Source organism: Coleofasciculus sp. B1-GNL1-01, assembly GCF_040220235.1.
GTDB lineage: Bacteria > Cyanobacteriota > Cyanobacteriia > Cyanobacteriales > Coleofasciculaceae > Coleofasciculus.
Window position 1 is genome coordinate 30,418 of sequence record NZ_JAVJTO010000024.1, and the last position, 12,270, is coordinate 42,687.

General features: G+C 46.8%; 16 protein-coding genes. 5 read left to right on the forward strand and 11 right to left on the reverse strand.

The window, feature by feature from the left end:
- Positions 1 to 150 precede the first annotated feature (150 nt).
- Both RID53_RS05485 and RID53_RS05490 read left to right on the forward strand, forming a co-directional pair.
- A complete protein-coding gene (locus RID53_RS05485; RefSeq protein ID WP_446387162.1) occupies positions 151 to 570 on the forward strand; it encodes a XisH family protein in 420 nt (139 codons plus the stop codon).
- Positions 558 to 893, forward strand: coding sequence for an element excision factor XisI family protein (locus RID53_RS05490; protein WP_446387163.1), 336 nt, complete (start codon positions 558 to 560; stop codon positions 891 to 893). The genes RID53_RS05485 and RID53_RS05490 overlap by 13 nt, the downstream gene beginning before the upstream one ends.
- 118 nt (positions 894 to 1,011) lie before the next feature.
- Here RID53_RS05490 and RID53_RS05495 read toward each other — a convergent pair whose 3' ends face one another.
- The 8 genes from RID53_RS05495 to RID53_RS05530 form a co-directional block, all read right to left on the reverse strand.
- A complete protein-coding gene (locus RID53_RS05495; protein ID WP_446387164.1) occupies positions 1,012 to 2,169 on the reverse strand; it encodes an iron-containing alcohol dehydrogenase in 1,158 nt (385 codons plus the stop codon).
- Between the two features lie 96 nt (positions 2,170 to 2,265).
- On the reverse strand, positions 2,266 to 2,784 hold the full coding sequence (locus tag RID53_RS05500; protein WP_446387165.1) for a DUF2518 family protein: 519 nt from the start codon (positions 2,782 to 2,784) through the stop codon (positions 2,266 to 2,268).
- 155 nt (positions 2,785 to 2,939) lie between these two features.
- Positions 2,940 to 3,182, reverse strand: a complete 243-nt coding sequence (locus RID53_RS05505) for a hypothetical protein (RefSeq protein ID WP_006099123.1) — start codon at positions 3,180 to 3,182, stop codon at positions 2,940 to 2,942.
- Positions 3,183 to 3,285: 103 nt separating this feature from the next.
- Positions 3,286 to 3,792, reverse strand: coding sequence for a hypothetical protein (locus tag RID53_RS05510; protein ID WP_446387166.1), 507 nt, complete (start codon positions 3,790 to 3,792; stop codon positions 3,286 to 3,288).
- 15 nt (positions 3,793 to 3,807) lie between these two features.
- A complete protein-coding gene (gene rpsU, locus RID53_RS05515) occupies positions 3,808 to 4,011 on the reverse strand; it encodes a 30S ribosomal protein S21 (protein WP_006099092.1) in 204 nt (67 codons plus the stop codon).
- 506 nt (positions 4,012 to 4,517) lie between these two features.
- Positions 4,518 to 4,826: an RNA recognition motif domain-containing protein gene (locus RID53_RS05520; RefSeq protein ID WP_446387167.1), complete on the reverse strand. Its 309-nt coding sequence runs from the start codon at positions 4,824 to 4,826 to the stop codon at positions 4,518 to 4,520.
- Positions 4,827 to 4,980: 154 nt separating this feature from the next.
- A complete protein-coding gene (locus RID53_RS05525) occupies positions 4,981 to 6,336 on the reverse strand; it encodes a mannosyltransferase family protein (protein WP_446387168.1) in 1,356 nt (451 codons plus the stop codon).
- Between the two features lie 167 nt (positions 6,337 to 6,503).
- On the reverse strand, positions 6,504 to 8,612 hold the full coding sequence (locus RID53_RS05530) for a S8 family serine peptidase (RefSeq protein ID WP_446387169.1): 2,109 nt from the start codon (positions 8,610 to 8,612) through the stop codon (positions 6,504 to 6,506).
- A 287-nt stretch (positions 8,613 to 8,899) separates the two neighbouring features.
- Between RID53_RS05530 and RID53_RS05535 the strand changes: the two genes are divergently transcribed.
- From RID53_RS05535 to grxD, 3 genes are read left to right on the forward strand one after another with little or no spacing between them, the layout of a single operon-like run.
- Positions 8,900 to 9,526: a hypothetical protein gene (locus RID53_RS05535; RefSeq protein WP_446387170.1), complete on the forward strand. Its 627-nt coding sequence runs from the start codon at positions 8,900 to 8,902 to the stop codon at positions 9,524 to 9,526.
- A gap of 37 nt (positions 9,527 to 9,563) precedes the next feature.
- On the forward strand, positions 9,564 to 9,824 hold the full coding sequence (locus tag RID53_RS05540; RefSeq protein ID WP_446387205.1) for a BolA family protein: 261 nt from the start codon (positions 9,564 to 9,566) through the stop codon (positions 9,822 to 9,824).
- 53 nt (positions 9,825 to 9,877) lie between these two features.
- Complete coding sequence (grxD, locus tag RID53_RS05545; protein ID WP_446387171.1) at positions 9,878 to 10,201, forward strand: Grx4 family monothiol glutaredoxin; 324 nt, start codon at positions 9,878 to 9,880, stop codon at positions 10,199 to 10,201.
- Between the two features lie 327 nt (positions 10,202 to 10,528).
- On the opposite strand, the gene RID53_RS05550 is transcribed toward grxD, so the two are convergent.
- The 3 genes from RID53_RS05550 to RID53_RS05560 form a co-directional block, all read right to left on the reverse strand.
- A complete protein-coding gene (locus RID53_RS05550; protein WP_446341458.1) occupies positions 10,529 to 10,780 on the reverse strand; it encodes a DUF6761 family protein in 252 nt (83 codons plus the stop codon).
- Positions 10,781 to 11,006: 226 nt separating this feature from the next.
- Entirely contained in the window at positions 11,007 to 11,708 is a 702-nt protein-coding gene (locus tag RID53_RS05555; protein WP_446387172.1) for a response regulator transcription factor, read from the reverse strand.
- A gap of 237 nt (positions 11,709 to 11,945) precedes the next feature.
- Positions 11,946 to 12,131, reverse strand: coding sequence for a PCP reductase family protein (locus tag RID53_RS05560; RefSeq protein WP_006099000.1), 186 nt, complete (start codon positions 12,129 to 12,131; stop codon positions 11,946 to 11,948).
- Between the last annotated feature and the right edge of the window lie 139 nt (positions 12,132 to 12,270).

Consider the following 12,270-nt stretch of genomic DNA (forward strand, 5'->3'; position numbering starts at 1 on the left):
TGTCGAAGTCTTTGGAGTTGCCGGAATGGTAGCCGCCATGGTTCAGCAGGTGGTTTTCGATGAGGTCTTCGAGGGCTTTTTCGTTGGTTTGACTGACCATGTTTTCATCATCTGTGCTTATAATTATTTTAATCACAAGTTGATGGAATTATGGCAGCTAGAGACAAATTCCATGAGGCAGTCAAGCAGGGGTTAATTAAAGAACAATGGGTAATTACCCATGACCCGTTAAATCTGAAGTTTGGTGAGTATGACCAAGTACAGATTGATTTAGCAGCAGAACGGGTCTTGGGGGCGCAAAAGGATGGAGAGAAAATTGCAGTAGAAATCAAAAGTTTTCTCAATGATTCTGCTATTGTTGATTTTCATACGGCGTTGGGGCAGTTCCTCAATTATCGTTTAGTCTTAGAGAAGAATGAACCTCAGCGCATCCTATTTCTAGCTGTTCCGGTTTATGCTTATGATTCTTTCTTTCAAAGAGAGTTACCCAAGGCAATTATTCGTCAATATGGGCTAAAGTTGATTGTGTATGACCCAGAGGAGGAGGTGATTACTCAATGGATAAGTTAGAACGATATCGTCAGGTTATTTGTAGTTTATTAAAAGAACAAGGGGAGATTGTTCCGGTGAATGGAACTATTGAAACGGAAACAGTTTTTGACCATGAAGCGGAACGTTATTTGTTATTACATTTAGGGTGGAATGGTCAGCAAAGAATCTATTCTGTGGTTATTCATCTAGAGGTGAGGGAAGGAAAGGTTTGGATTCAACAAAATACAACTGATTTCTCGGTGGCTGAGGAGTTGTTGAAACGGGGTGTAGCTAGGGAGGATATCGTTTTAGGGTTGAAACCTGCTTTTGTGCGGGAATATACAGGTTTTGGTGTTGTTTAAGTGATTAGAACCTGAAGGGGTAAGAGTTGGAGTCGTCTAAAGACGACTTAAGCTTTTAGCCAAGAACTTGAGTTCTTGGCGGGTGTTGGGGCTTACTGACAACGATACAAGATATCAGTTATTCGTATTTTTCATTCATCGCCGCCGATAAAACGGGACTGCAATTTTTTTCTACAGGTGTTGTTGTCGAAACCATCGCCGCCATGAGCTGTTCAGGTGTCACATCAAACGGTAATCTGTGGATATCCGACTGCGGCTGACAAGCAATATCTGCCCCCTGGCGCAACTGTGCCAAGGTGATATTTCCTAACCCCAAATCATCAAGGGTTTGGGGTAAACCGATTTCGCGATAAAACTTCAATAACTGTTGTCGTGCAGATGCGGCAAGTTGATTCCCCTGTACCATTTCTTCTAAGCGCAATTGCACCAGAATCCCATAAGCGACTTTCTCCCCATGTAAAGCACTGTGAGAACCAGGAAGATGAGTTAAACCATTATGCACCGCATGAGCCGCCACAGTACGACACTGCGCCCCACCTAAACCACCAATCACACCCGCTAACAAAACTGAAGCATCAACTACCTCTCGCCAAACCTCGCTCCCTGGCGTTTTTAGGGCGTCTGCTGACTTTTGAAACAGGATATCCCGTAACACCCTCGCCTGTTGCACCGCCCCAATAATTAAGGTTTGAGCAGAATCCCCACTACTCACGGATGCCTCATACCATTTCGCTAAGGCGTCTCCAATTCCGGCGACTAAGGTACGTTGGGGGGCAGTTTCAATTAAGCTGTAATCCAGGATTAGTAAATCTGGGCAGCGATTCAGACTCACATCATACAGGAAAGCCCCTTCATTTGAGTAAATATTGGACAATGCTGTCCAAGCAGCACAGGTAGCGGCAGAGGTGGGAATTGTCACAACCGGAAGGTGACATTGATGAGCTAGGAGTTTAGCGGTGTCTAAGGCTTTGCCACCTCCCACACCAATAATTAAGTCGGCTTGATGGCAGGTTGCTGCTTCTTTGAGGGATGCGAGGGAGACTTCACTACAATCCGGACGATAAGATGCCTTAGCACAAGTTAACACCGACTGTTTCAAGATCGGTTCTAGCTGCGGTGATAACGTCGCCAAGGTATGATTCCCGCCAACAATTAACGGACGATGACCCAAAGACGCGATCGCCTCTCCAGATTGCGCTAATGCTTGGACACCGCGCAACACCCGCGCTGGGGCAACTGTGAGCGACAGCAATGAGGGAGGAGCAAGGTTAGTCATCAGTTTTTAGCAGAGGTTTCAGCCAATTGAATTTTCATCTTACCTCATCTCCCCTATCTCCCCTACGCACTTGGTTTCACGACTTCCCCTGAAACGTCAGGTGGAGGTGTCTGGTAATTGAGCCAAGCGTTCTGTATAGATATCGATCGTCATCTGTTCATCATCGCGCTTAGCCAGCGATCGGCTGATTTTGCCTAAAACTAGGGGTTTAGATACACCGGGTTCGGGGTGGATAACGGTACGGGCGCGAATTGTCAGTTGGTTATTTTCTCCACCCAAACGCCCATAAGAATACAAGTCGCTGGCGGCTTGGCGCAAACTGGCTTCCAGTTGAGATTCGTTGATTGTTGTGGGCAAAGCGATAACGGCTTGGTTGCCTCCGTTGTCGTAGACTAAGGTAAAGCGGGCTGCACCAGGAATCACTGTACGGCTAAACGGGACTATACTTAGCGCAAATAAGCCGCCTGTCAGCACCCCCATAAAGCCCGTAATTCCCACCAGCCGAAATCGGATGCCCCATTTAAAGATAAAACCTAAGAGGCTAAAAACTCCGCAAACTAGGGTGAGAATGCCTATCCATTGGGTATAGGTGAGAAAGTCAGTCGTTGTTGGCATAGAAGATAACCTGTGTTGACTCGATAAACGCCAATGGCTACATCGTTGCAGTTTGGTAACTTTTTTATCCTATCAGCGTTGCTTCATCCATGAATACCCTCAGATCAAGCTCCCTTAAGTATGACGCTCCTCGCCATTAACTTGAATTTCTCCACCTACTTCCTGTCCTCTCCCCGAATAATTGACTTTCGCATCCATTCCCGCACACTCTCTAGGTGGACAATTGCCTGATCACGTTCTCGGTTATCTGGACAACTTTCCAATATAGTATCTAGCAGCCGTCCCCACAGGTATTCAACGGTGGCAATTTCTTCGAGTTGCGCTTGAGTGGGACTATCCCATCCAAACAAGCGATCGCGTATTGCCTTTGCTTCAGCGGATAGATGCTCCTTGTCCAACTGATCCTCTCCTGCATCACTTTATTTTTAGCTTATTTTTATCCACAAATTAAAACCCAAAGCCCTACTTGCACTGTTCCCTGGTGCCCTTTTCCCGTTCCCTTTAATGACCTACTCTAATTTCCTGCCGAGCTTTCTGAGTCCAAGCCTCATTAACGAGGATTTGACTATTAGATAGTTTTAAATCAAATGGATGAGGAGGTTCAGGGACAAGCATAACACAATCTTGCCGATGAGATTTAATTAAGCTAATGATCCAATTACAAAAGTCCAAAATTTCCTCAGGTACTAAGGTTAGGTCAAAGTGCCAGCTTTGATTAATTCCCTGACAATCTCGTCCCCACAGCCTCGATTTAACGATACCCGCCCCTTTATTAACAGACACGCGCAAAATAAAGGGTCGTTCCGGGAGTAATTTATCAGGGGCTGTGTGAACATAAACACACAGATAATTCATACGTTGCCGCTCATCAATCCAAGATGCCATTGGCAGATTACCCGTTGATGGATTGCGGGTTGTAATCTTCACTGGTACGTTCATTTTTGCGGCAAATTGATCATAAAACTCTTGCCTTAGCTGAGAAACCGTGCGTATAGCTTCAGGAGTCATAATTCCTGCACAAGATTAAAACCGTTTTTTGCGATAGCGAGAAAGCCGCCGCAGTTGCTTATGCCGAGCAATGGCTTTACGTTTACGTTTTTGAATCGGCGTTTCAAAGTGGCGATGTTTCTTCATATCGGGAAAAATTCCCGCCTTGGAGACAGCTTGTTTAAATCGGCGGAGGGCTGACTCGATCCCTTCATGTTCACCGACAGTCACCTGTGCCATTTTATTTTCTCCTTAGCTTGAGTGAATTGCTCAACGCCTGACAATATCTAGCAGAAATGTCTAATCAAGTGAAACTAGCACAAACAACTGATTTCACTAAACTCCTACTCCAATCTTCAATATGAACGTAGAATTTAATATGAACAGTAGAAGAGGAACGCATTCCGCCGATTGGAACTATAGCAGTCGCCAGAGTCATTAGGACATCAGATGAATGCCGCTTATTGTGTCGATGCATGTTTAGCGTCCTAACCGTTGTGGCGGTTGCTATACCTCTCAACTGGTCAATTCCAGCGCATTCCCAGATACATACAGACGCGCCGTGGCGCGTCTCTACTTCTCGATAAAGGCTGCTAGCAAAACCTAGCCCGGTCAACACAGACTTTTTTAAGCCCTCGCTACAACCCTTAAACTGAGCGACGGGTTGTTGACTCGATAGTCCAGCGTCTAGGAGACATTGAGAAACACCACCATAAATTAGCTGATTGCACCTGCATTATTCTGGTTTAGTACCGTCGAGAGAATCCATCCCGGTTGCCGCCGCCGCGACGTCCCCCGCCTTGACCCCGAGGTTCACGAGGTTTAGCTTTATTCACTTTCAAATCCCGACCCATCCATTCAGCGCCGTCTAGAGCATCAATCGCGGCAGATTCTTCAGCTTCTGATTCCATTTCCACAAAACCAAAGCCCCGCATCCGACCTGTTTCCCGATCCGTGGGTAACTGAACCCGCTTCACCGTCCCGTATTCAGCAAAAATGCTGCTAACATCTTCTTCTGTAGCATCGTAGGACAGGTTGCCAATGTAAATGGACATAGAGTATCTCCAAAATCAAGGGATGTAGAGACTTATGATTCGGAGACATGCCTGTCCGTCAATCAAAACAAACGATACAGCCGAACATAAACCTCGCTGATTATAATAACACCATTTATCCGCTACTCTGCTGAGATTTTACTTAATCTAAAATCTAAGCCACCCAGAGATGCTGGGAAAATCGAATGGCGAAACTGACCAACACGAGAGTGAAAAAAACGAGAGTTGCCCATCCCCATCGCGGATAACGCGCCAGCAGCAGACCTAGGGCGATCGCAAGCGATACAATACCATAAGCATGGCGTTCAGCCGAAATGGTGCGACCTGGGCTTAAAATCACGGCTAAACTGCAAAAGCCATAGGTGACGGCAACAGGTCTGAGTGGTTTTCGCTGTCGCACGAGTAAATAGCCACCGCCCCAAACCATAATCATATTAATTAGCGGATCTCCAGCTAAAAGCCACAGGAGAATTCCCAGAAGGTAAAAGCCATACCCTTTATCCACACACAGCCGTTTTAGGTGCAATCGCCAGGAGGGTTGAAGAGAGTGTAAGGCGGAGTGTCGGATGTGGGGTGTCGGGTGTCGGGTGTAGTGCGGAATACAGTCTTCGGCATGACTCTGTGAGTTCTCCCCAGGACTACGCGATCGCCATAATAAATAACCTAATGCACAAATTGTGACAAAACTCAAGGGATGCCACGGATCATGAAGCCAACCCTGATTCCAGTTGGCGGTTCCGGCGGAAATTTGCACCAGCATCTTCAACCAGCCCTGTCCGTAAAACGCTTGTTCAGGTTGCCATGCTTGTTGCACTCTTAAAAAGGCAAGCATGTCCCCAAAACGAATCCCGCAGTAGAGGCTATAGAGTCCCAATCCCCCGGCAGTGGCTAAACTAGGAAAATAGGCGATCGCAGATCTTTTCTCTCGCCAAGCCACCAGCCAAAATGCTCCAGATAGGGCAATTCCAGGTAATCGTGTTGCACTGGCTAATCCTCCCCATAACCCTGACCAACCATAATGTTGCCGATCATAAGCTCGCAAAGCGGCTGTACTCAACAACAGAAATAACCCCTCCGTATAAATTACCGTGCCAAATAGAGAAAAAGGACACCAGGCTAAAACCGCTGTTGTCCAGCGAGCAACCTTCTGTCCATGACTCTCTTGCACCCAAGCATAGAGAACAATGAGCGCCCCCAAAAATGCCAGATTATTGACAACAGTCCCCGCTACGTTAAAGGGTAATCCCCCACTCATTAGCGCCCGAACAAGTAAGGGAAACAAGGGAAAGAATGCCACATTATGTCCCTGACCATCATTAGCATACTCGTAACCTGAGATAGCAATTGTCTCGTAGAAATAACTATCCCACGCCAAAAAGACATCCCAACTGACTGTAGCTTGAATGCCTCCAGGTGGGGCAGGTAATAAGGGCGCAATCACCAACATGGCGATCGCGATAACCATTCGGCTGAGTAGCCACATCACCGTAGCAAAAATAACGCTATTCACGTAGATACCTTTCTATTCCCTGATGCCAAAAATACCAATTCAGTTATTGAATCTTACGCCATAAACTGCTTAAAAAGCGGTAGCGCAAACTACACCATCTTTCCTTGGATAACTGATTACTGATTAATAAATCACAAAGGACAAAGGACGAATGACAAATGACAAATTCAAATTCCGATAACTAACTTCCAACTTTTAAGTCTCCCTGTATCCGTCGGCACATAATCGATGACCCTCAACTGCCAATGACCAAAACTATCCTGATTCAGCAACGACTTGAGCGCAGGGGTATTGTCTATCGAATAGGTGTATTGAAGTTGAGTATTGACACCCAATGTACGACTTTGTAACAGTACAGTCTGATCCTTGGGTGACGTCAACTCCACTTCTAAATCTCCCAAAAAGTCATGTTCAATGTCCACCGTCACCTGAATATCTTGCACTAAGCCAGATTCAGTAATTTGAAGCGTGCTAGTCACACCACGGGAATTATTATCAGGAATAGCTAGATTGTTATCATTGCGTCGTTTTAAGACTTGGGCAACCTGAGCGGTTTGAACTCGTTGCTTTTGGGCAGCTTGTACCGCTTTAAAAGCACTGACCTTACCATAACCAAACCACTGGGAATACCCATTCGTATCATAAGTTCCCAATCGCATACCGAGCTGGGAATCCGCATCACGGTCTACAATTTTGTCGGCTGTATCTTGTAGGATGCGTTTGACTTGTGCAGCGGTGAGATCAGGATTCGCTGAGAGAACCAGCGCCGCAACACCTGCGACAACGGGACAGGCGCTCGATGTGCCACCAAAACTCCCGACAAAGTCACCGACTTCATACCCAGCCACGCCGAGTAAGTCAGTGGTAAAGACACCATTACCCGGCGTGGGGGCATTCACTTGGGGAGCCGTGCTAATAAAACCTGTTTTTTCAAACCACATTCCTGGCGGAGCATTGTTGCTGGGAGCGCAAACGGAGATATTCGTACCCCAGTTACTGTATGCCGCTTTTTTGCTTAGGCTGGTGCAAGCCGAAACCGCAATCACATCGGGATGTACGGCGAAACCACTGAGCCAATTGGTTGGTCCACGCAGTAACTCATTCGTCCAACCGCGCTCAAAGATAGTGCCATGGATTGGGCGATTGGCATTTCCGGCGGCAAAGACAATCACACAGCCTTTCCCGCCGCGTCCTTCAGTCGCCGCCCGGGTTAGGGCAGCCCGTTGCCGTAGGGAGAGGGGGAAGTAAACGGTTGCCGCACCCCAGCTACAAGAAACAACACTGGCGTCATTTTCAATTGCCCAGTCAAATAATTCTTCAATACTCGTGTCATCCAGAAACCCGCTGGTGCGAATGGGCATCAGCGCACATCCGGGTGCGACACCGACAATACCCTGACCATTTTCTTCAGCCACCGCAATCCCCGCACAAGCGGTGCCATGACTTTCACCAGAACCACTGGGTAGAGGAATAAAGTCTTTGTCTTTAAAGTCTTTGGGGGCGACAATTTTTCCGGTGCCTTGAAAATCGGGGTGGTTGACATCAATGGCATCATCGGCTACTGCCACGACAATGGAGCGATCGCCTCGGGTGATATCCCAGGCTTTTTCGATGTCGATATGAGAATTGGAGGCTAAATTTGTACCGCCGCTATGATTTAGATACCACTGTTGAGGGTATAAGGGGTCTTGGGGATGGTAGCTTGGCAGTTTGGGGACAATGATCTGGGGTTCTGCGGTTAAGACTTCGGGGCGTGTGATCAGTCGATTGGCTATTTTCAGCGGATTCTCTGGGCAATTGGGGGTGAGTTGAAAGACAAAGGTGTTGGGAATACCAATAAGCGATCGCACCGATTCTAAGCCAAATTCCGTCTCAATGGCTGAGATGGTGGCGTCATCGGTGTCGGGGTGAAATTGAATCGTTAGTTGATCGCCCAGATAAATGAAGGTCGCCGGATTGTCCTTAAGCTGGTATACATGACTAGCAAAGGCAACATCTTCGCGATCGCGTGCCGCTTGCATTATCTCATCCCGGTGTTCGGCATCAACCGTAAATTCAACAAGCTGAGTGCGGGGAATTTGGCGCTGGTGGTGGATACTCAGGGCTTGTTCAAGCTGCTCGACGGAGATTTCAGGGGAGCAAAGGGTGAAGCGATCGCGCACCTTGAGTAATCCTAGTTCTTCACCGCCCCGTTGCAAGAGCAGACCGATACTGTCTTCGGGAATCGGTGTGGTTTGAGGAGAATCTTCTGGTACAGAATCAGGATGCGGGATCATGGTTTAGAATGGATTACTCGTCAATCGTACAAGATCATTAATTATGACTATTTTTCTTTATCCTATTACTCCGGATTTCTAAGAAACCTTCCGGGTATTGTTTCAGTCTAGCTGGTTTAGACAGTAGAACTGCCTTGGAACCGGGTCATCGCTGATGGTTAGTGATGGGCGACAAATTCCTTGCCCTCAAGTTTAGCGATCGTCATCTGACTCCCCTTGCCGCATCTGTCGATGGTAAGATACCCGACAGGTTCTGTGTTTGTTAAAATACTATCCCTATTTTTTACATGATCTCTTCTGGAACGATTCATAGCCTTGGCTTTACCTGCCTTGTTGCCTTTCCCTTCACAACGAGTGTGGCGCTCTTATCCCCCGCCCACGCTCAAACTCAAGTGGCTGCGCTTCCAGAAGAGGTCAGCCAAATGCAGCTTGAACCAGATGATTCTACTGAGCTACGCCCCTTAACTCAGGAAGATAGTCTGCTGAGTTTACAGGGGGGACAGCGGTTAATGGTAGAGGCAAATCAAGCCATTGAAGCTCAAGACTATACGTTAGCCTCTCAAAAACTTCAGCAGGCGCGTCAAGTTTTCAACCAATTGTCTAATTTCTATCAGCAGTTGGCTGAAAGTTTTTCGGGAATTGATAACCGGATTTTCAATGAACATCGGCAAAACGCGCTGCAAACGGCAGAAATGCGGGATGAAGCCACCTATCAATTGGCGTTGGTACATCGCGCCCAAGATCAACCGGAATTAGCGGTTCCCTTACTGATTCAGATCATTCGTTCTCAGAATCCCACCCGTGATTTGGGCAAAAAAGCTTACCAGCAGCTTTTTGAATTGGGATTCGTCGGTTCTCCCTTCCCCCCCTCTGGTAATAGCGAACCAACTTCATCCGTGACTCCAGAACGTTAAATTAATATGTAGAACGTTGAAGAAAAATGGAGTGGGTATGATTAGTCCAGAGCAAGTAGAGGCAATGATCAAAGCAGAACTTCCTGATGCTCAGGTACAGGTGCAAGACTTAACCGGCGGCGGAGATCATCTGCAAGCGATTGTTGTGTCCTCCCAGTTTGAAGGCAAAAGCTTGGTAAAACAGCACCAGCTTGTTTATGGCGCTCTCCAGCAAGCAATGGCAAGCGAAGCCATTCACGCCCTAGCGCTGAAAACCTATACCCCTGAATCGTGGCAAGCTACCCGTCAGGCTGTATAAACTCTCGCTACACTAGACCCATACAAAACTACAAAAGACATTTCAGCAAAGCTATGACGCCAGCAGTTAAAGAACGGATTGACCAGCTCATCAACCAGGACAAAATTGTGGTGTTTATGAAAGGCACCAAACTGATGCCCCAATGTGGTTTTTCCAACAATGTCGTCCAAATCCTGAATACCTTGGGTGTTTCCTACGCAACCGTGAATATTCTTGATGATCCGGAACTGCGTCAAGGTATTAAGGAATATTCCAATTGGCCCACAATTCCCCAAGTTTACGTCAACGGCGAATTCATTGGTGGTTCAGATGTGATGATCGAGCTTTATCAGAACGGCGAATTACAGCAGATGGTCGAAGTGGCATTGGCATCTTGACATCTTCCCTGTTCTAAGCTAAAAAGCGCAAAATTAACCAAAAAGCCTGCTTAAGCAGGCTTTTTCGATCTATGTAGTTTTTCAGGGTTGAGCGTACATCCAAATGTAGGAGTAGGGTCTGCTGAATAAGTTTGGTGGTGGGGATAGGGAACAGGGGAAGCAGGGGGAGCAGGGGGAGCCATGGTACATTTTCCCTGGTAGCGGTGCAAGGATATAAAAGGGTTTAACCCTTTTTCCTTGAACAGGAGCAAATGTCAATGCCACTCAAAGCCTTGACAGCTAAGGGTTTGGGGGGTGTGCAGCAAGCCCTAATTACCTCATCCAGTTTTAATAGTAATCGGTTTCGGGTTCTGGTAAGGGTACAGCTTCAAAGTTGGAGGGATCGCGTAGATAACGAACAGCATCTTCCTCCAAGCGATGAATCAAATAAACTTCTATAGCATTACTATGTCGAAGAGCATCAAGATAGCCATCAATGTATAACCGCAGTTCGTCAAAGCGATATCCCCGGTTCCACATAAAAACTAGAGCATCTGTAAGTTGCTGATAGTAGCGTATGGTTCGAGTGTCTTGAAGCATGGTCTAAAGCAGTGTGAATTCGGTATTTTAGCGTTAGAGTTACTCATTGTCAATTCTTTCAAATTGATCCCTAGCAACTCCAGCTAGCCCTTACTACTATTGTGCCTTAGATCAGTTGGCAATGTGGTCACCTGATTGACAGAAATGAACAACTCCGCCCATACTGCGTGATGATTTCCATCATAAATCAGCCAACGAAATTTTCTATCACAACCAAGCGATTTAGTCAATCCACTAAATGATTTTCTAGGGCAAAACGCACAATTTCGGCACGGTTGCTGGTTTCTGTTTTTCTCAGGAGACTGCTGACGTATTTTTCAATTGTCCGAGGACTCAGGTGTAGCTTGTTCCCAATTTCGCTATTGGATAACCCTGTGGTCAGTAACTCTAAAACCTGTTGTTCCCGCTGAGTTAGATAGAGTTCATTGGATGGGGAGGTGGGGGAGGCGATCGCACGAGGAGTTGATTCGGATTTGGGCGTCGCCTCCGTCGTCTCCGGCGATGGGGTTGATGGTCCTGTATCAGTGGAAGAAAATCGTAATTCGGCTTGCATCATCTGAGACCGTTCCAGCAGATTCCGAATTACAGCACTCAATTCCTTCATTTCAAAGGGTTTGGGCAAATACAAGTCACATCCTAACTGATAGCCCTTAATCCGCTCCTCAGTACTACTGCGCTCCGTTAAAAAAACCACAGGTAACAAGCGGAAAGCTGGTCGTTTCCGAACTTGTTGCACAAGTTCATAGCCATTCAATTTCGGCATATTGATATCGGTGACGATTAGGTGAGGATGATACTTGTCAATCAGAGACAGAGCCTCTTGACCATCTTCTGCCGTTACAACTGAATAGCCTGACATTTCCAGGTAATCGCTCACAGAAAGACGAGTACCTAGGTTGTCATCTACAACCAGGATTATCAATGGCATGAGAATAACTGCAATACAAGCCTATATAATAGTTGAGACATCTAGGAACTTTCTAGAGCATCGATGCAATACCCACAGTTAGCGGACTCTAACAAGTGAGGGATTTCACCATCGCTTATCTGTAATAAGTCTGTCCTAACCTTTACGGTGACAACTCTAACGTGTCGCTTCTGTCAACAAGTCATGAACTTGTGGGAATGACCGGTTCTCCTTGCGTCCACTTGTAAACGTTAGTTCCTATTGACCAAACTCAATCCTAGCTTGCTCAACAATATCTACGGTAACGACATCCAAATCAGCCTCACGAGCTAAATGCTCAATCCGTTGTCGAGCTTGAGTACGCACAAAATACGGTATTTTTTTGAGTTTCGCCTTAGCTTCGGGTGTCCAGTCTAAGGTATCTGTATAATTAGCGCTGTTCATAGTTCAATGCAAGCGGGAGACTTTTCTCATTCCGTTTTGATCTTAACCCAGAGGGGCAAGGGGGGAAGCGGGGGAAGCTGGGGAAGCTGGGGGAGCGGGGGAAGCTGGGGGAGCTGGGGGAGCTGGGGAAGCTGGGGGA

Bases quoted from the DNA above. Each gene is read 5' to 3' on its own strand.
- RID53_RS05485 (WP_446387162.1), top strand. From the start codon at position 151: ATGGCAGCTAGAGACAAATTCCATGAGGCAGTCAAGCAGGGGTTAATT.
- RID53_RS05490 (WP_446387163.1), top strand. From the start codon at position 558: ATGGATAAGTTAGAACGATATCGTCAGGTTATTTGTAGTTTATTAAAA.
- RID53_RS05495 (WP_446387164.1), bottom strand. From the start codon at position 2,169: ATGACTAACCTTGCTCCTCCCTCATTGCTGTCGCTCACAGTTGCCCCA.
- RID53_RS05500 (WP_446387165.1), bottom strand. From the start codon at position 2,784: ATGCCAACAACGACTGACTTTCTCACCTATACCCAATGGATAGGCATT.
- RID53_RS05510 (WP_446387166.1), bottom strand. From the start codon at position 3,792: ATGACTCCTGAAGCTATACGCACGGTTTCTCAGCTAAGGCAAGAGTTT.
- rpsU (WP_006099092.1), bottom strand. From the start codon at position 4,011: ATGGCACAGGTGACTGTCGGTGAACATGAAGGGATCGAGTCAGCCCTC.
- RID53_RS05520 (WP_446387167.1), bottom strand. From the start codon at position 4,826: ATGTCCATTTACATTGGCAACCTGTCCTACGATGCTACAGAAGAAGAT.
- RID53_RS05530 (WP_446387169.1), bottom strand. From the start codon at position 8,612: ATGATCCCGCATCCTGATTCTGTACCAGAAGATTCTCCTCAAACCACA.
- RID53_RS05535 (WP_446387170.1), top strand. From the start codon at position 8,900: ATGATCTCTTCTGGAACGATTCATAGCCTTGGCTTTACCTGCCTTGTT.
- RID53_RS05540 (WP_446387205.1), top strand. From the start codon at position 9,564: ATGATTAGTCCAGAGCAAGTAGAGGCAATGATCAAAGCAGAACTTCCT.
- grxD (WP_446387171.1), top strand. From the start codon at position 9,878: ATGACGCCAGCAGTTAAAGAACGGATTGACCAGCTCATCAACCAGGAC.
- RID53_RS05550 (WP_446341458.1), bottom strand. From the start codon at position 10,780: ATGCTTCAAGACACTCGAACCATACGCTACTATCAGCAACTTACAGAT.
- RID53_RS05555 (WP_446387172.1), bottom strand. From the start codon at position 11,708: ATGCCATTGATAATCCTGGTTGTAGATGACAACCTAGGTACTCGTCTT.
- RID53_RS05560 (WP_006099000.1), bottom strand. From the start codon at position 12,131: ATGAACAGCGCTAATTATACAGATACCTTAGACTGGACACCCGAAGCT.